The following is a 17,211-nucleotide window of genomic DNA, read 5'->3' as shown; positions in this document are numbered from 1 at the left end:
ATTATCATGGAGATATATGGAAGGAGCATAATGCAGATGGCTGGCATTCAATAATGGTTAATTAACAAAATGAATAGACAAATTCCCTTTTTTTACGAAAGGGTTGTTTTTCATTGTTACCATTATAGGATACGCCTAAGCTTATGTATGAGAAGACAAAAGAGCGGGTGCCTATTAGCATCTGCTTTTTTTGTTAGTCCATATCTCCAATCGTACGTTGGTTGGCGCGTCCGTAAGGAGATGCAAATATGTCTAGATTAACAAACAAAATTGCTGTTATAACAGGAGCAAGTCGAAGCAAAGGGATAGGCTCAGCCATTTGTATAGAGCTAGCCAAAGTGGGGGCAGATATCTTCTTTACTCACTGGTCTCCTTGTGATCGACAAATGGACTATTTTGAAGAAGAAGATACAAGTTGGTCAAAAGAGTTAGTAACCGAAATTAAAAAATATGGCGTAAGATGCGAAGCGCTGGCACTTGATTTATCTAAACCTGATGCACCAGCAAAGCTTCTTGACGAAGTTCAAAAGCGACTTGGGACACCGTCTATTTTAGTGAATAATGCCACTCATTCCATTGACGTAGACTTCCGGAATCTAAATGCAGAAGTCCTTGATAACCACTATGCAGTAAACGTGCGAGCCACTTGTCTTTTAACCGCTGAATTTGCGCGGAGATTGGACGGCCAACATAGCGGTCGAGTCATTAATATGGTATCCGGACAAGATAAATCACCTGAACCAGGAAACCTTGCATATATCGCAACAAAAGGTGCAGTGTCTACATTTACAAAATCAATCGCGATTGAACTTGCTTCTTTAAATATTACGGTAAATGCTGTAGATCCTGGCCCAACCGATACAGGCTGGATGAATGAAGAGTTAAAGCGAACTTTACTACCTCGCTTTCCAATGGGACGGATTGGCGTGCCTACTGATGCGGCAAAACTTATTGTCTTTTTAGCTAGTAATGACGCAGCGTGGATTACCGGACAAATTATTCACTCTGACGGTGGTTTTTTGTAAATAAATCAATTTCCTTGTCCGCTAACATCAATTTTGGTAACTTTTCATACTATAGATTGAGGTGAGACTATGCCAAGAGTTCAGTATAAGGATTCAGATGTTGCATTAATGGCTAGAATGATGCGAGCAGAAGCAGAAGGTGAAGGACAACAAGGGATGTTGTACGTTGGAAATGTCATTGTAAACCGACTAAAAGCAAATTGCATCGACTTTAAAGGGTTACGAACAATTCCGCAGGTTATTTATCAAGTGCAAGGAGGAAACTATTCCTTTGAAGCTGTTCAAAAAGGAAATGTCTTTTATCAACGAGCAAGAAGTGCAGAGAAAAGATTAGCTAAGAAAACGCTTGATTTTTGGCGTGAGCACCCTGCGAAATATGCGCTTTGGTATTTCAACCCATACGCTCCATGTCCTCCAACTTGGTACGATCAGCCATTTGCAGGTCAATATAAAAACCACTGTTACTACGAGCCGCAGCCTAATACGTGTGATAGTGTGTATAGCGGCGCTTAAGGACAAAGTAGAGAAAATTTTGTCGTGAAAGAACATGGATCATTAGAACTCTAATGATCCATGTTCTTTTTTTGATGAAGAACTTAACTTGGAAATTAAAAACCGTAAAGGAATTTAAGATTACCTCTCGAATAAAAAGTAAGGAGCTTTAGATTATTTTGTTGGAGAGGTGTGCAGAAAGTGAAAAGAGTGGCTACATCGATTATGTTAGTAGGAGTACTTTTATTTTCAGGATTGTTTACTTTAGCAACAGAAGCAGCAACTGTACCAACGGTTAGCTACACAAAGGACGGTGATCGGTCGTTAATCTTTGTGAATAACCCGGAGCAAATTTACAACGGAGATTTAGGGGATGGGAATCTAGGAGACAAATCTATTTATCGAGATACTTTAGCTCCAGGAAAATATCGTAATTTCTTTGAACATGTTAATCGATCAGGATCTACAATTGGATTTGGTATTCAACTTTATAATCCTAACCCTTATCCAGTAACAGTAACTGTAAATGGTAGTGGATACGAGGCAAGCGTGTATGGAGGGCGACCGTTTGCACAAATGTTTAGTACGTATTCTTCAACAGGAACTTCCTACACAGTTCCAGCCGGAGGCAGTCAGTGGATTATGCGTAAAGATAACTCCGTTACAAACGGCAGTTTCTTTAGCGGCGTTATTGACTTTACCATTTCAGGCGGACAGGTAATTATGAACAATACGGCATATCGGAATTTCAGTGCTTTAGACGGATCTACAGCATATATGGGCTATATTCAGCGAATAGAGAGTGATGGAACGCATGAAGCGCGTGTTTACAAAGGAATAAGTCCTTATTCGGAAGTGACAGCAGCAAACGTCAATTTTACAATTAGCGATTCCGATGCTCAAGGCGTACTAGCTGTTCAATATCCAAATTACAACGTCAGCACAGGAACATATGGAAGTTCAAGTGTTCGTGCAGACGGATGGGTTAGCAGCATTAGTCCGGTAAATAATCAAAATGCTATTACAAATGACATGCTTTCGTTCAATATGCCAGGTTGGGGAACTGTTGATGCTCTTCGTCCATCAGATGGGGAAGGAAAGTATGGAAACCTAGCTAACTGGGGTGTTGTATACACAGTCAAAGGGTCCGTTACAAACAACGGTACGCGAGCAAGAACTGTATCAGCTAACTATAAAGGAAACCCTTCTTCAAATGCATTTATTGCATATCGAGGTAGCGATAATACGTGGAGAAGCACACAAGTAGCACCAGGTAGTAACATTCAATACTATACGTTTTCAGTGCCTGCTAAAACAACCATTGCTTATGAAGCAAAATTTGTAATTGGTGGTCCAAGTGGAGGAAATATTGTACAATCAATTTCACTTAACAATTAATAAAAAGGTGATACGAGAATACCTTCTCGTATCACCTTTTTATATACAATAAATATTATAAGCATAAAAAGAAACGCGCTAATATTTCTTTAGAAATACAATAAGCAATAGGCTTGTATCCGTTACCAAATCTTCCATTTCTCATAAGCTAATAGAGAAGGGAGAGACAAGTCATATGAAAAAGATTTATCTTGATGCCGGCCATGGCGGCACGGACTCAGGTGCAGTCGGTAATGGCTTATTAGAAAAAAATCTTGTTTTAAAGCTTCAGCAATACATGATTAGCTTTTTAAACGCAAACTTTGCTGATTTTACGCTCCAAACTACGCGTACAACGGATACGTTTTTAAGTTTGTCAGAACGCGCTTCTAAAGCGAATGCTTGGGGAGCCGATGTATTCATGTCTATTCACGTAAACGCTGGCGGTGGTACAGGTTATGAGGATTACATTTATAATGGATCCGTCAGCTCAGCAACTATTAACTATCGCAATCGCGTTCATGAGCAGGTAGTTCCTGTATTATCAGCATACAACCATACAAACCGAGGCAAAAAAGCGGCAAACTTTGCGGTTTTACGATTAACAAATATGCCAGCTGTTTTAACTGAAATTGCGTTTATTGATACGACTAAGGATGCGAACCTTCTAAAAAACGAAGCCTTCTTACAAGCAATGGCAAATGCATATGCAAGAGGAATTGCAGTGTATTTAAATTTACCAGTTCGCCAATCAACAGTTTATACAATTCAAGCAGGGGATACATTCTATAAAATTGCAACTATGTATAACATTACTGTTGAAGCACTGCAAAATGCCAATCCTGGCGTTAACCCAACCACTCTACAAATTGGGCAAGAAATCTATGTTCCTGTGCGCACATATATAGTAAAAGCAGGAGATACACTGTATAAAATCGCAGGGATGTATAACGTAACGGTTCAACAAATTCAAGCAGTAAATCCGGGCATTGACCCATCAGCGCTTCAAATTGGGCAACAAATTAGGATTCCTTCATAAAAAAGCAGAAAAAGGGCTTATCTTTAAGCTCTTTTTCGCTTATAATAGCGCTTTAGAGTAGGTGTTTAGGTTCATTTTTTTTGAATCTCTTTTTATAGACGGAAAAAAATTCTATAATAGATATAAGGAGGAGAGGTATGTACATTGTTTATATTATTGGCACGATTTTAATTCTAGGGTTAATAACGACTTGTATTTACCTTTATCGCCGAAATGTACAAGTCGAAGAGAAGTATGTTACTCAATTGGAGCTAGCACAAAAAGAAGCGGCAGTTTCAATTGCTGCTTGTGAAGAAGAATACAAACAAAAGAAACAAGCTGACTTAACAGAGAAAGAAGAGCATTATAAAAATATTATTAGAGATTTACGAGAAAAGCATACGGCTCAGCTAATTAAATCGACGAAGTATATAAAAAGCTTGGAAGCTTTTTCAAAAAATAAAGGTGAAATCGTTATTCATAAAACCTTAACAACATTACAAACAAACTTAATTCATAAAAATAAAATCACAGCTGATGACATGATCATTATGGGCAATGTTTTTATGCCTTATTACATGAACGAACAACTATTTATTCGACAAATTGATCATGTTGTTTTAATGAAAACGGGGATTTATGTAATTGAAGTGAAGAACTGGAGCGGAGATATTCTTTATGGCGTTCGAAAAGACCAGATGCATGAGCTATCATTCTTAGTAGATTCACTATCCAGTCGGGTAGCTCGCACTGAAGAGCAAACCTTTGTATTTACGAAAACAAGTGAAGGTGAGATAAAAGTAATAAGTAAGCCCCACCCTGGAAAAGAAGTTCACCAGCACGCGGCTAGTTTAAAGGCTTACTTGCAAAAATTACGTCGTGATATACCTGTGGTAACACCAATCGTTTATTTTAACGGTGATTATAATACAAGTGTAAAAAACTACTCACAAAGTCACTCACTTTGCTTTTCTACCAAAGATGACCTGTCCATCTTTTTCACTGAACAACTACAGAATCAGCCTATCTATACAACTGAGGATTTAAAGATGTTTAAAGAAACGCTCGAAAAGGCAAGTTATCATTTTATTCATTCTTAATTGTCAAAACGACTATGGCTTACTAAGATAAAAGAGTAGTGTACGTACTTAGTAGTTATATTCGCTAAACTTAAAAGAAAACACCTAAAATAGTTTATGTGAAAAGTGCTTTTATAAGCACTTTTTTTCATCTTGAAAGGTTGGGAAGCAAGTGGATATTTGTCGTATTTCAAAAGAAGAAACCTGGGAACTTAGACAGCGCGTTATGTGGCCAGATAAGGATATCGAGTATGTGAAAATAGACAACGATCATGAAGGAATTCATTATGGCCTATTTGATCATAATGAGCTTTGTTCAGTAGTTTCTCTTTTTGTCCAAGGTGATAGAGCTCAGTTTCGTAAATTTGCGACTGATACAAACCGTCAAGGAAAAGGCTATGGCACGTATTTACTAAATTACGTTATAAATGAAGCAAAAGAGATGAATGCAAAATTAATTTGGTGTAACGCCAGAAAGAATAAGGCTAATTACTATAAAAGGTTTGGGCTAACTCCTTCTAACGAAACGTTTCAAAAGGGTGGTGTCGACTATGTTATTATGTCGAGACACCTATAATTTTGTTTAATTTTGAAAAAATATCCTGATATGGTGCTATAATGTAAATAACGAATGATTATAGTAAAGCAGGTGAAATGAATGGATCTAGATTATAAAGAAAAAGCATCGCATCATGCGATGGGATTTGAATCAAGCTACGACTATTATGATGAACAGTACAAGATTAACGACAATCCAACTGTTTGGCGCTATATGAATGCAGATCATTTTGAGTCCTTGCTATCTACAAAGTCACTATTTTTCACAAAGCCTACTGCGTTTCTAGATCCACTTTCTACGAACTACACGATGTGGAATATGCGCGATGTTAATAAATCCATGTTTGCAAATACTGAAGATTTAAAAAGCTACCTTAAAAATATCTATGAATTTTCAGCATTGTCCTCTTGGCATATAAATGAGCATGAATCAGCAGGCATGTGGGATTTGTTTTTAAAGTCTCAAGATGGCATTGCCATTCGTACGACATATGATCGATTATTAGGAAGCATTAAGGATTTGCGTTACAAAGTTTTTGCACGTAAAGTTCAGTATATTGATTTTGCTAAAGAACAAGTGAGTGAAAATATCTTTGATACCCTTTTTTATAAGCGGAAATCGTACAGCTATGAAAACGAACTGCGTCTGCTTATTATCGCAAGTCGTATTGACGCATGGAAGAGTCAGCAGCTATTTATTAAAGAAGAGATTTATGCTGGGGAATGGCAATCGCGTATGGACGCTTTAAAAGAAAGATCTTTTGCATTTTCGCATCTACACGGAAATCTTGTACGCTGTGACCTTGCTCATTTACTTACAGAGGTATACGTATCACCCAAGAGTTCTCCTGCTTTTGTTCAAAAAATAAAAGCGCTATTAAGCGATCACGGCTTAGCTTATAAGGATGTTATTCAGTCTGATTTAGCAAAAGACTATATATATTAACCGTATGAAATCTCTCTCCTCACTCCATTATAAGAATGGAGGTGTAGATGATGAAGCAACCGGTTGTAATCTGTCCAAAATGTCAGTCTGCAAGCGAATTAGGATCTGTGTTAACCGCACAGTCCAATCAAAACGTCATTTATCATTGCTCGCAATGTGGCTATCAGCTTCGCAACGTGTATACGAATAAAGGATGAACTAACAAGAAAAGTCAAGGTGTTGATACGCTTTGACTTTTCTTGTTGTTCGTAGTTCAATAAGTTTTATAGTTAAAAAGAAAGGGTACTTCACATGAGAGAACATAAGAGGTGGGTTGACGTCCTTAAGGGGGTTGGCATTTCTGCTGTCGTTATAAGTCACAGTGGACACGAACTGGCGCAGCATTATCTATTTTGGTTTCATATGCCGCTATTTTTTATGATTAGCGGCTATTTATTTTTTGAAAAACAAAGTCTTAATTCATTAAATAGGTGGGTTGTCAAAAAAACGATTAGCCTTATGGTTCCATACGTATCATTTGGGCTTTTGATTCTAGGATATATTACATGGAAGACTAATGACTTTGCGGCTATTCCTTCCACTTTAGAATCCCTTCTATATGGAGGAAGAGCACTAGGTTTTTATTACGGCGTTTTTTGGTTTGTTCCATGCTTACTTTTAACACAAATTTTATTCGGCTATTTGGTTTTCTTTATACAATCCAAGCTAATAAAAATAGTTATTTTTATGACCATCTATGTAATGGCATATTTGTATTCTGTTTCAAAAATTCACACACAATTTATTATGCCTTGGAGTATGGATACAGTTCTAATGGCTATGACTTATTATGCAATTGGCTATTTCTTTAAAGAACGATTAACTACTGGGCTCAATAAAATTACGCAGCTAGTCTGTAGCGTGTTTATTCTTTTAGTCATTTTATTAGATTACAGCAAGCTGTTAAACTACGAGCTGGATTTAAAAGTAAATATATATAATCATTTTGGTCTTGATCTTTTATTGCCAATAGCTATTGTTTTGCTATTGATACAAGGCGGTAAACTTATTCAAAATAGTATATTGGACGCAGTGTTTGAGAAACTTGGACAAGCATCTTTAACGATTATGTTCTTACACGTTCCAATTCAAATTATTTTGCGTGAAAATATTAGTTTGCATCCGCTTATCATTGGAGTCGTTAGTTTACTAATCAGTTTTTGTGCCCATATGATTTTTAATTCTTTTTTAGTTGCAAGACGAGTTTTCTTAGGCAAAATCTATGGAACAAGCAAAGAAAAGAATAGGAGTTATTATAGTCACTAAAGGAGTTTTAGTTATATGAAGCAATACAATTTTACTGAAGGCTCAATCTTAAAGCAGCTCATTTTCTTTTCAACGCCAGTTCTACTAACGAACTTGCTTCAGGTGTCTTATCAGTTCATAGATAGTCTATGGGTTGGTAATTTGTTAGGATCAGATGCTTTAGGAGCTATTGCGGTTTCAGGTACCGTTATTTTTACGATCTTATCATTTATTATTGGAATTAATAATGCCAGCTTAACGATTTTATCTCAGCAAAAAGGAAACGATGATGAAGAAGGGCTATCTCGTTATTTAAATGCGTTTGTTGTGATATTATCCGCTTTAGCAACCTTACTTGGCGTCATTGGATTTTTAAGCTCAGAGACAATCTTGAAGTTACTGGGCACTCCTGAAACAATGCTTGTCGACGCTACAACATACTTACAAATTAACTTTGTCGGAATTTTATTCTTGTTCGGGTACAACTTTATCGGTACTGTACTACGAGCAGTAGGAGATAGTAAAACCCCGCTGCGGTTTGTGTTTATCTCGGTTATTTTAAATGCTGTGCTTGATCCAATCTTTATCTGGACGTTTGATTTAGGTATTGCAGGAGCTGCGTATGCAACTGTTTTATCTCAGGGCTTTGCATTCATTTACGGCATCATCTATATCCTTAAAAAGAAGCTTGTACCGTTTTCATTTCCTGCTCTGCCAAAGAGGGAAGAAACTGTGCTTATTTTCAACCTTGGTATTCCATCTGGTCTACAAATGACCGTTATTTCAGCCGGCGTTATGGCAATTATGAGCGTGGTTACATCCTTTGGAAACGATGCAGTTGCTGGATTTGGCGCAGCTCAACGCTTAGATAGTATTCTTATGCTTCCAGCGATGGCGCTTGGAACGTCTGTGAGTAGTATGGCAGGGCAAAACATTGGTGCAGGAAAGTGGAGTCGAGTGAATCAAATTGGCCTATATGGAGTTATATATAACTTTGCAATAATGATGCTTGTAGCTGTGGTTATCTTTTTCTTAGCAGAGTGGGCGACTCGTCTATTTATTGAAGACGAAGGAGCCGTGGCGTTTGGTACACATTACTTAAAGGTTGTCGCTTTCTTTTATCCGTTTCTTGGTATTAACTTCATTCTAAATGGAGTTGTAAGAGCATCAGGAGCGATGTTTGCGATTCTTGTGTTAAATATTATTTCATTTTGGGTACTGCGTTATCCACTCACTTATTTATTCGCTAAGTGGCTAGGTGAAACGGGCATCGGACTTGGCATGGGTACAAGTTTTGTAATAAGCAGCATTATCGCATTTGTTTATTACAAATATGGAAAGTGGGATCAAAAACAAATTTTTGCTTCTAAATAAAGCACTATAAAACCCCTCTTATTGTCTTTGGAAATAAGAGGGGTTTTATGATTATTGCTTGTCTTTATTTAATTTCTCAGTAAGCTCTTTCACTTGTTGTTCTATTTGGTTAAGCTGTTTTCTGCTCTTTAAAAATGAACGAAACAAAAATACTAGAAGTGCAATAAACAAGATAATAAGTCCAAAAGTCACGAGTTGAAATATAATATCACCAATATTGTACGTACTCATACAAAATAACCCTCCGTTAAAAATGAAAATATAACCATTATTTTAACATAAAATTACATATAAAAGTAGGTGAAATAGTAAATTGATAGTATAAATAGAATTAAGATTCTAAGTTAAAGGCAGAATGAACAAAAGTAACAGCTTTGTACTCTGCTTCATTCTGCCTTTATCCCAATCTCGATAAAATATCTTTTGCTTCGTTTTTAATATTCGCTACACACTTCAAATAAAATATCTAACCCCTTTTCTAGTTCCTCTAATGACGCGTACGCATACGACAGACGAATATGATATAGATCCCTTGTTTCATAAATATAGCCGGGATTAATTAGAACATTTTGCTTTAGCAAATTAAGAAATAGTGCTTTATTAACGATTGGCTTCTTAAATTTAAGCCATATAAAAAATCCGCCTTCAGGTTTTTCCCAGTTTGCTATGCTTTGAAATTTTTGATAGAGAATCTTTTCTACAAATTCCGCTCGGATTTTTAGCTGTTCTCGCAGCTGTCCTAAGTGATTCTCATATAACCCTGTTGATAGCCAGTGCGCCACAATCTCTTGAGAAAAGGCGCTAGATCCATAATCTGTTTGCATTTTTATATCTGCTAGCCGTTCAATTACAGGGAGAGGAGCAACAACCCATCCAATTCGTAAACCAGGGCTAAGGGTTTTTGAGACGCTACCAATGTATAAAACTTGTCCGGACGTATCCAGCGCTTTGATAGGTTCAACCCCTGAAGTAAATAGCAGCTCGTGATAGACGTCATCTTCAATGATAGGAATCTGGAGTTCTTTGCACGTTTGATAAAAGGCTATTCTCTCCTCTAAAGTCCAACTATAGCCTGTCGGATTATGCAAAGTAGGTACACAATAAAACAATGACTGTTTATTTTTCTTAAGCCTACGTAGATGTTCGGGTAGGTTCTTACCTCTTAAAACGGACATAACGCGCATGCCTGCAGACTGAAAAGGATGTACTGAATTCAAATACGATGATTGTTCTTGAAAGACAAGTGATCCTTTTTCTAATAGTCCAACCGCAATTAGCTGAAGTGCTTGAAGAGCCCCAGAAACAATTAAAATATTTTCAGGCGTTGTATAAATTCCTTTTTTCTTTAAGTATGTACATAAGGTTGTTCTTAGAGCTTTACTGCCCCTTGGTGATGAATAGCCAATTGCTTTTGATTCGAGCGAAATTTCTTTTAACGACTCTTCAAGCTGCTTTGTTGGAAGTAAACCTGGCGATAATTCACCTGTTCCAAGTCGAATAATATGATCAACTTGTTCATATTGGTTAATAAGCTGAATGGTATGGTAGTTTGGTTCATGAACGCTTCCTTCAATATACTGCTGCCAATTCGGATTTGTTTTGTTTACAAGAACGTTCCAAGAACTATTGCTTACAAATACTCCAGAGCCTCTTTTAGATTGAAGTAAACCATCTGCACGAAGTTCATCAAGAGCCAGCTGCACCGTGCTTCGGTTTACATTAAACTGCGCTGCAAGTTGGCGCTGTGTTGGAATTTTCGTTCCTACGCACCAGTCGCCTTTTTCAATTCTCTCCTTTATCCAATCGATAATTTGGTCGTGAAGAGTTAAGTGTGAATGTGTATTTGGCTTCCAGTCCATGCAATCTCCTCTAAATTGGATGGGTAAAAAACCATCCAATTGGTTGTTTTCTTTTTAATCTATCATAGTAGGATAGTGATTGAAAGGAGGTTGTTGATGGATGGAAGCTATTTTTCATGGAGTTCTTTTAGCATTAGGTCTTATTTTACCTTTAGGCGTGCAAAACGTATTTATTTTCTCTCAAGGAGCTACGCAAACGCAATTTGTCCGAGCGTTACCGGCAACGATTACAGCTGCAGTATGTGATACGTTGCTAATTTTATTAGCTATCTTTGGATTATCTACTATTGTATTTCAGTTTGAGTGGATTCGAGTCGCTTTAATGAGTGGAGGTAGCTTATTTCTACTATATATGGGTTACACTATTTGGACGTCTGTACCAAAAGCAGATGGGAATCATCACGTATTAACAACTCGTGAGCAAACTTTATTCGCTTTATCGGTTTCTTTATTCAACCCGCACGCAATTTTAGATACGATTGGTGTAATTGGAACAAGCGCACTAAAATATAGCGGTGCAGAACAAGCCTTGTTTACGGGAGCTTGTATTGCCGTATCGTGGCTGTGGTTTATCAGCCTTACGTTTGCTGGAAGGGTGATAGGGAAAATTGACCATACAGGTGGTTTTATGAAGCTGCTAAATAAATTATCTGCTTTGTTTATATGGGGAACTGCTGTTTATTTAATAATAGGAATCTTTTAATCTAAAACAAAAACAAGCATCTGACAGAGAACATCAGATGCTTGTTTAGCGTTCTTTTTTACCTTCATGTTTCTCTGCAGCATTTTTCGTGACGATTATTCCCGTTAATCCAGCCGTCATACTAATGATAAAGCTCCATAAGAGGTAGCGCCACTCTCCTGTAAACAGCGCAACGCACAAAAAGACAAGGAATTGCCCGATAAAAGCAAACCACGAAGCGAACCATGCTAAGCGCATATGTTCTTTCATTACATCACTCCAAAGCATTTCATCTTTTTTTCACGGATTCTACGTATTCTATGCTTATTCAATCTTTTTCATTTCATGTTTTTAATCGTAAACATCGGGTAAAGATAGAGAGTGCTTACAAATATAAGATAATGACAATAGAGAAAAAAACAAGCAACGAAAGGGGAATCGGTCATGCAATCCTGTGAACAACACCTAGAAACCCAGCGTGAACGAGTACTACATCAGCTCATTAATTACGGATGCTACAAGGCAAAAGATGGTCGGCACTTATATGAGCTTTCTATGCTGGAATTAAAAAAGATGTACACAGAAATTCAAAAGCAACGTATCAACTCCGTACTAGGAGAGCGCTAACTCAAGTTTTTCAGCCGCTACATAACCTTTTTGAGTTAATTTTGTTCCACCACGTCCTTTTTGCTTCATCACTAATCCTTTTTCTTCTAACATCTCTAAACGATAGCGTACCTGCTGCTCAGAAAGAGGAGTATGGGATGCTTCAGTAAACTCAACCAAACGCTTGCGACTAGGAGTGACTCCTTGCCTAGTTAATGCATAAATGCCGCTCAATAAAATTAACTCATCCATCCCAAACTCTTCAAGGCTAGAATCTGACTGGTTCTGGTCTTTTTGATAATCATTTAGTTCAAAGAAGCTGTTAGAAGGTAAATCATCAGTCGTAACTTCATTTTCGTCACAAACAGCTAGCATATATTCCACCGTATTCTTTAATTCTCGTACATTTCCATACCAAGGGTAATGAGACAAGGCCTCAATCACTTGTGGTTGAATATAAACATCCGGCTGTTCACTTTCTTGAATAAAACGCTCCATCAAAATAGGTAAATCACCAGTTCGTTTTCGCAAGGGTGGAAGTTCTAAATATAGCACTTTCAATCGATGGTATAAATCACGGCGAAACGTGCCTTCGGTAATCATACTTTGTAAATCACAGTTTGTAGCTGCGATAATCCGAACATCAATAGGAATATTTTTGGTTCCACCAACTCTTCGAACCTCTTTTTCTTGCAGCACACGCAATAGTCTAGCCTGTAGTTTGGGACTGCTGTCACCAATTTCATCTAAAAAAATGGTTCCTCCATGCCCTTGCTCAAAAATCCCTTGTTTTCCACCTTTTTTCGCGCCGGTAAACGCACCTTCTTCATAACCAAAAAGCTCACTTTCTAGTAAATCTTCAGGGAGTGCACTAAAGTTTACAGCTAAGAAAGGTCCGTGTTTTCGAGCCGATTCATTATGGATGGCACTAGCAAACAACTCTTTTCCTGTGCCGCTTTCTCCTTGGATTAATACAGCTAAGTTTGTGCGAGCAAGCTTGGCAGCCGTTTGTTTTGTACCAGAAATAATACTACTATCGCCAATAATATCTGAAAAATGATATTTTGCAATGTAGCCTTTTTTTATTAGTTCTTTCCGGGCTGCGTTTTCAATCGCAATCGTGTCTTTTACACTTTTGAATGTAGCAACGACGGTTTGATCGCTTTCTAATAAAAATCGATGCACAACCACATCTATATCATCTAGCGTAAAGTAAGCGTCATTGCTTTCTTTTTGCTTAAGTAAAAAGTCGATAAGCGATGAGTTTTTAAAAACCGTATGAATAGATTTTTGTAGCGCATACGCTGACGGAGTAGCAGTCATTTTTTGGAGGCCGTCATTAAATACCGTGATTTTACCGTCGCGATTAAAAGCCAAAATCCCATCATTGACTCCGTTTACCACTTTTTTTAAATGGTTGTTTAAGTGGTCTGTTTGTTTATTGAACTCAGCAATATTTTGACCAAGCTCAATAATTTTTTTTATATATTTTTCTGAAACGTCTTGATCAAGCTCATTAACAAGGTTAAGTTGTTGTAAGATTTGATAGATAGTTGAGATGTCAATTAACCGTACCCCTATATCAATTACATGAGGGATGGAAGGAGGAACAAAAGCAAGTTCTCCAGGCGTAATGGCTACATCGAACGTTATTTCAATAGATGCATTAGGGAAGTATGGATAATACTCAATATGGTCAATTCCGAGCTTCATTAGCGTGTGGATAGCATCAGTTGTGCTAGCGGGAAAATCATTTACATAAAGCGCTTTCGTTCCTGGAGGCAAAAAGAACAGCTGATCAATATATTCATAGTTAACCGTTCGTTTCGCTACAATAACATCACAGCTGCTGCTAATTCTTCCTTCTACATCTTCTTCAATTAGGTAAGAGGATAGTACAACCAGCTGATTTTCAAATTGATGAGGCAAACCTTCTTCGATTGAATAACTCCAAATATGAATTGAGTTTCCTAAAATATCATTAAGCTGCGTTGTTAGCGCTTTTTTTGTCTCTTTTGTTCCACAAATTAATACAAGCTCCTTCATTATTTTCAATCCACCTTTAATGGTTGTTTTAGGTTCTTAATAAAACCAATTTTATATAAAAATAAACAAGAATAATAGCTTAAATTAATGAAATAGTCAAAAAATAATCAATTTATCCTAGATTTTAAGGTTGGCACGTAAATTGCAATTAAAAAAGGTGTACGGCAAGGAGGAATAATGTTGGTTTTTGTCAAAACACAAAGAAAAACAGAAGTGTTGATGACGTATTTTGTTACTAATGAAGGGGAGAAAAGAGATGAGTGAGTTAAACCGAGAGAAAGTCGTGTCGAAAAAAGCAAAGAAAACCGGTAATATTAACGTTTTTGCTTTACTGCTAGGGGTTTTAGTAATTGCCACCATTTTAACGAATGTATTGCCTGCCGGTGAATATAGCCGTATTGAACAAGATGGCCGTACGCTTGTTGATCCAGATTCGTTTAAGTGGATCGATTCTACACCAGTTGGTCCGTTTGATATGGTAAAGGCCATTCATACTGGTATGACAGAAGCAGCTGATATTATCTTTTTCGTTTTAATTATTGGTGGTTTTTTTGGTGTATTAAGTGTTACAGGTACGGTAGATTTACTAATTGCGACTATGGCAAGAAGGCTTGCAACGCGTGAAAAGTTACTCATTCCCGTTATGATGCTTTTCTTTGCTGTCTGTGGATCGTTAATGGGAATGGCGGAAGAAACGCTTGCTTATATCCCATTATTAATACCGCTAGCGCTAGCGCTAGGTTTTGACGTTATGACAGGAACAGCTATCGTATTAGTTGGTGCTTCCGCAGGTTTTACAACTGCCGTTATGAATCCTTTTACCGTTGGAATCGCACAAGGTATCGCTGAGCTTCCTCTATTCTCTGGAATGGGCCTTCGCTTAGTTACATTTGTGCTTGTATATGCTGTATCAGTTTGGTTTGTCTACCGCTATGCAATGAAAGTAAAAAAAGATCCGTCAATCGGCTTTTATGGTAAGTATAGCAAAGAAGATGCAAATGAGCTTTTACAATCTGGAAAAAGATTAGAGAGAAAGCACAGATTTATTTTAGGTGCTTTTATGCTTAACTACGTTGTATTAGCATTTGGTGTTATTAAATATCAATGGTACATTACTGAAATTGCTGCGTTATTTATTATTTTAACAATCGCTATTGCAGTTATTGGACGCCTTTCGGTTGATGATACCGTTAAAGCTTTCACAAGCGGGGCAGCTGCACTAATTGGTGGAGCGCTTGTAATCGGTGTATCTCGTGCAACGCTTGTTGTGTTAGAGCAAGGACACATTGTTGATCCTTTGCTATTCCAAGTATCAGAAATGATGAAAGATGTTCCGGGCTATTTAAGCGTTATCGGAATGTACAATTTCCAAGCAGCTATTCACTTTATCTTAGCATCAGGTAGCGGTCACGCGATGCTGACAATGCCAATCATGACTCCGTTAGCGGATTTATTAGATATCACACGTCAAACCGCTGTTTTATCATTCTCGTTTGCCGATGGAATCGGGAATATTATCTTCCCTACAGCAGGTACGCTTATGGCGGGTCTTGCTATTGCAGGAATTCCATGGACAAAGTGGGCTAAATGGATTTTACCGCTTGTTTTAATACAATATGCAATTGGACTAATTACAATTGTAATTGCTCATATGATTGGGTACGGTCCGTTTTAATAGAAGGAGAGATTTACATGCTTACACTTTTAAAGAATGGAGAAGTCTATGCGCCTCACTACTTGGGGCGTAAAGACATTCTTTTAGTCAATGACAAAATTGGATATATCGAAGATGAAATTACTGTTCCAGAAGGATTTGTGTCTATAGAAGTTATTGATGCATCTGACTTTATCATCACACCTGGCTTCATCGACTCCCATGTTCACTTGATTGGCGGAGGCGGCGAAGGAGGATTTAAAACGCGCACGCCTGAAATTCAGCTAACGGACTTAACAACTGCTGGTATCACAACGGTTATTGGTTTGCTAGGAACAGATGGCACAACTAGAAGAATGGAAAGTCTGCTTGCAAAAGCAAGAGGACTAGATGAAGAAGGCATTACAACGTTTATTCATACAGGCTCCTACCAGGTACCTGTTAAAACATTAACAGATAAGATTGAAGATGACATCATTCTAATCGATAAAATTATTGGTGCAGGAGAAATTGCAATTGCAGATCATCGTTCATCCGAGCCTACGTTTGAGGAAATGACGAAGATTGCTTCGGCTGCTCGTAACGGCGGTATTTTATCTGGAAAAGCAGGTATAGTTGAGGTTCACGTTGGTGATGGAGCTGACAAACTGTCACTTCTTGAACAAATTAAAGAAAAAACAAACATTCCTATTCGTCACTTTCATCCAACGCATATTAATCGAAATGAAGATTTGTTTGAAGCAGGAATTAACTTTGCGTTAAACGGTGGGTATGTAGATTTTACAACAAGCACAATCCCACTGTTTTTAGAAGAAGGTGAAGTGAAGTGTAGTAAGGGACTTCGCATGATGCTTGAACGCGGTGTAACTATTCGAAGCATTACGTTTTCTTCTGATGGCCAAGCAAGCCTACCGTCATTTAATGAAGACGGAGAATACATAGGCGTACAGGTCGGAAAGGTTCACTCTTTATTTGAAGAAGTAAGAGATGCCATTTTAGAGGAAGGGATTCCAATGGAAACGGCACTTCAAGTTATCACATCAAACCCTGCTCAGGTATTAAAGCTACAAGATAAAGGCACCATCGCTCTAGGAAAAGATGCTGATTTAGTATTGTTGAACAAAAATGATTTAACGATTGATACTGTCATTGCTAAAGGTCAAACAATGGTTCAAAACAAAGAAGTGATTGTGAAAGGAACCTTTGAATAA

The 17,211-nt window shown here is 37.6% G+C and carries 18 protein-coding genes; 14 read left to right on the top strand and 4 right to left on the bottom strand.

Translation table 11 applies throughout. The features are described from left to right. Positions 1 to 248: 248 nt before the first annotated feature. From EPL02_RS10200 to EPL02_RS10160, 10 genes are all read left to right on the top strand, one after another. On the top strand, positions 249 to 1,025 hold the full coding sequence (locus EPL02_RS10200; RefSeq protein WP_131887611.1) for an SDR family oxidoreductase: 777 nt from the start codon (positions 249 to 251) through the stop codon (positions 1,023 to 1,025). A 69-nt stretch (positions 1,026 to 1,094) separates the two neighbouring features. Then, on the top strand, positions 1,095 to 1,538 hold the full coding sequence (locus tag EPL02_RS10195; protein ID WP_094910110.1) for a cell wall hydrolase: 444 nt from the start codon (positions 1,095 to 1,097) through the stop codon (positions 1,536 to 1,538). 180 nt (positions 1,539 to 1,718) lie between these two features. After that, the gene (locus EPL02_RS10190; protein ID WP_094910109.1) at positions 1,719 to 2,915 is read left to right on the top strand and encodes a hypothetical protein; all 1,197 of its coding nucleotides are present in this window, start codon (positions 1,719 to 1,721) and stop codon (positions 2,913 to 2,915) included. A 175-nt stretch (positions 2,916 to 3,090) separates the two neighbouring features. Beyond that, a complete protein-coding gene (locus EPL02_RS10185; RefSeq protein WP_094910108.1) occupies positions 3,091 to 3,933 on the top strand; it encodes an N-acetylmuramoyl-L-alanine amidase in 843 nt (280 codons plus the stop codon). Positions 3,934 to 4,070: 137 nt separating this feature from the next. Then, positions 4,071 to 5,012, top strand: a complete 942-nt coding sequence (locus tag EPL02_RS10180; RefSeq protein WP_094910107.1) for a nuclease-related domain-containing protein — start codon at positions 4,071 to 4,073, stop codon at positions 5,010 to 5,012. A 151-nt stretch (positions 5,013 to 5,163) separates the two neighbouring features. Next, entirely contained in the window at positions 5,164 to 5,568 is a 405-nt protein-coding gene (locus EPL02_RS10175; protein ID WP_094910106.1) for a GNAT family N-acetyltransferase, read from the top strand. A gap of 81 nt (positions 5,569 to 5,649) precedes the next feature. Further along, a complete protein-coding gene (locus EPL02_RS10170) occupies positions 5,650 to 6,495 on the top strand; it encodes a hypothetical protein (protein ID WP_094910105.1) in 846 nt (281 codons plus the stop codon). A 47-nt stretch (positions 6,496 to 6,542) separates the two neighbouring features. Further along, positions 6,543 to 6,692, top strand: coding sequence for a hypothetical protein (locus EPL02_RS20860; RefSeq protein ID WP_090752689.1), 150 nt, complete (start codon positions 6,543 to 6,545; stop codon positions 6,690 to 6,692). Between the two features lie 94 nt (positions 6,693 to 6,786). Continuing rightward, positions 6,787 to 7,800, top strand: a complete 1,014-nt coding sequence (locus tag EPL02_RS10165; RefSeq protein WP_131887610.1) for an acyltransferase family protein — start codon at positions 6,787 to 6,789, stop codon at positions 7,798 to 7,800. Positions 7,801 to 7,815: 15 nt separating this feature from the next. Further along, positions 7,816 to 9,153 carry an MATE family efflux transporter gene (locus EPL02_RS10160; RefSeq protein ID WP_131887609.1) on the top strand — a complete coding sequence of 446 codons (1,338 nt, stop codon included), beginning with the start codon at positions 7,816 to 7,818 and terminating at the stop codon, positions 9,151 to 9,153. Positions 9,154 to 9,204: 51 nt separating this feature from the next. Here EPL02_RS10160 and EPL02_RS10155 read toward each other — a convergent pair whose 3' ends face one another. Next, entirely contained in the window at positions 9,205 to 9,384 is a 180-nt protein-coding gene (locus tag EPL02_RS10155; protein ID WP_094910102.1) for a DUF4083 family protein, read from the bottom strand. A gap of 203 nt (positions 9,385 to 9,587) precedes the next feature. Next, on the bottom strand, positions 9,588 to 11,012 hold the full coding sequence (locus EPL02_RS10150; RefSeq protein ID WP_131887608.1) for an aminotransferase-like domain-containing protein: 1,425 nt from the start codon (positions 11,010 to 11,012) through the stop codon (positions 9,588 to 9,590). Between the two features lie 100 nt (positions 11,013 to 11,112). On the opposite strand from EPL02_RS10150, the gene EPL02_RS10145 reads away from it, so the two are divergent. Further along, positions 11,113 to 11,715 (top strand): LysE/ArgO family amino acid transporter, encoded by a 603-nt coding sequence (locus tag EPL02_RS10145; protein ID WP_131887607.1) that lies wholly within the window; start codon positions 11,113 to 11,115, stop codon positions 11,713 to 11,715. A gap of 45 nt (positions 11,716 to 11,760) precedes the next feature. On the opposite strand, the gene EPL02_RS10140 is transcribed toward EPL02_RS10145, so the two are convergent. After that, entirely contained in the window at positions 11,761 to 11,964 is a 204-nt protein-coding gene (locus EPL02_RS10140) for a hypothetical protein (protein ID WP_286175392.1), read from the bottom strand. Positions 11,965 to 12,138: 174 nt separating this feature from the next. Here EPL02_RS10140 and fbpA point away from each other — a divergent pair, with 174 nt between their 5' ends. Beyond that, positions 12,139 to 12,321 (top strand): Fur-regulated basic protein FbpA, encoded by a 183-nt coding sequence (gene fbpA, locus EPL02_RS10135; RefSeq protein WP_131887606.1) that lies wholly within the window; start codon positions 12,139 to 12,141, stop codon positions 12,319 to 12,321. On the opposite strand, the gene EPL02_RS10130 is transcribed toward fbpA, so the two are convergent. After that, positions 12,307 to 14,346, bottom strand: coding sequence for a sigma 54-interacting transcriptional regulator (locus EPL02_RS10130; RefSeq protein WP_131887605.1), 2,040 nt, complete (start codon positions 14,344 to 14,346; stop codon positions 12,307 to 12,309). The two genes, fbpA and EPL02_RS10130, sit on opposite strands and share 15 nt — an antisense overlap. Before the next feature lie 256 nt (positions 14,347 to 14,602). Between EPL02_RS10130 and EPL02_RS10125 the strand changes: the two genes are divergently transcribed. Continuing rightward, complete coding sequence (locus tag EPL02_RS10125) at positions 14,603 to 16,021, top strand: YfcC family protein (RefSeq protein WP_094910096.1); 1,419 nt, start codon at positions 14,603 to 14,605, stop codon at positions 16,019 to 16,021. Between the two features lie 17 nt (positions 16,022 to 16,038). Further along, the gene (iadA, locus tag EPL02_RS10120; RefSeq protein WP_094910095.1) at positions 16,039 to 17,211 is read left to right on the top strand and encodes a beta-aspartyl-peptidase; all 1,173 of its coding nucleotides are present in this window, start codon (positions 16,039 to 16,041) and stop codon (positions 17,209 to 17,211) included.

The organism is Bacillus sp. CBEL-1, from assembly GCF_004348885.1.
Classification (GTDB): domain Bacteria; phylum Bacillota; class Bacilli; order Bacillales; family Bacillaceae_H; genus Priestia; species Priestia aryabhattai_A.
Note: the sequence above shows the minus strand (reverse complement) of the source record. Positions and strands in the feature narration are given on the sequence as shown.

Excerpts from the sequence above, each read along its gene's own strand:
- EPL02_RS10200 (WP_131887611.1), top strand. The coding sequence starts at position 249 with ATGTCTAGATTAACAAACAAAATTGCTGTTATAACAGGAGCAAGTCGA.
- EPL02_RS10195 (WP_094910110.1), top strand. The coding sequence starts at position 1,095 with ATGCCAAGAGTTCAGTATAAGGATTCAGATGTTGCATTAATGGCTAGA.
- EPL02_RS10185 (WP_094910108.1), top strand. The coding sequence starts at position 3,091 with ATGAAAAAGATTTATCTTGATGCCGGCCATGGCGGCACGGACTCAGGT.
- EPL02_RS10180 (WP_094910107.1), top strand. The coding sequence starts at position 4,071 with ATGTACATTGTTTATATTATTGGCACGATTTTAATTCTAGGGTTAATA.
- EPL02_RS10170 (WP_094910105.1), top strand. The coding sequence starts at position 5,650 with ATGGATCTAGATTATAAAGAAAAAGCATCGCATCATGCGATGGGATTT.
- EPL02_RS20860 (WP_090752689.1), top strand. The coding sequence starts at position 6,543 with ATGATGAAGCAACCGGTTGTAATCTGTCCAAAATGTCAGTCTGCAAGC.
- EPL02_RS10165 (WP_131887610.1), top strand. The coding sequence starts at position 6,787 with ATGAGAGAACATAAGAGGTGGGTTGACGTCCTTAAGGGGGTTGGCATT.
- EPL02_RS10160 (WP_131887609.1), top strand. The coding sequence starts at position 7,816 with ATGAAGCAATACAATTTTACTGAAGGCTCAATCTTAAAGCAGCTCATT.
- EPL02_RS10155 (WP_094910102.1), bottom strand. The coding sequence starts at position 9,384 with ATGAGTACGTACAATATTGGTGATATTATATTTCAACTCGTGACTTTT.
- EPL02_RS10150 (WP_131887608.1), bottom strand. The coding sequence starts at position 11,012 with ATGGACTGGAAGCCAAATACACATTCACACTTAACTCTTCACGACCAA.
- EPL02_RS10145 (WP_131887607.1), top strand. The coding sequence starts at position 11,113 with ATGGAAGCTATTTTTCATGGAGTTCTTTTAGCATTAGGTCTTATTTTA.
- EPL02_RS10140 (WP_286175392.1), bottom strand. The coding sequence starts at position 11,964 with ATGAAAGAACATATGCGCTTAGCATGGTTCGCTTCGTGGTTTGCTTTT.
- fbpA (WP_131887606.1), top strand. The coding sequence starts at position 12,139 with ATGCAATCCTGTGAACAACACCTAGAAACCCAGCGTGAACGAGTACTA.
- EPL02_RS10130 (WP_131887605.1), bottom strand. The coding sequence starts at position 14,346 with ATGAAGGAGCTTGTATTAATTTGTGGAACAAAAGAGACAAAAAAAGCG.
- EPL02_RS10125 (WP_094910096.1), top strand. The coding sequence starts at position 14,603 with ATGAGTGAGTTAAACCGAGAGAAAGTCGTGTCGAAAAAAGCAAAGAAA.
- iadA (WP_094910095.1), top strand. The coding sequence starts at position 16,039 with ATGCTTACACTTTTAAAGAATGGAGAAGTCTATGCGCCTCACTACTTG.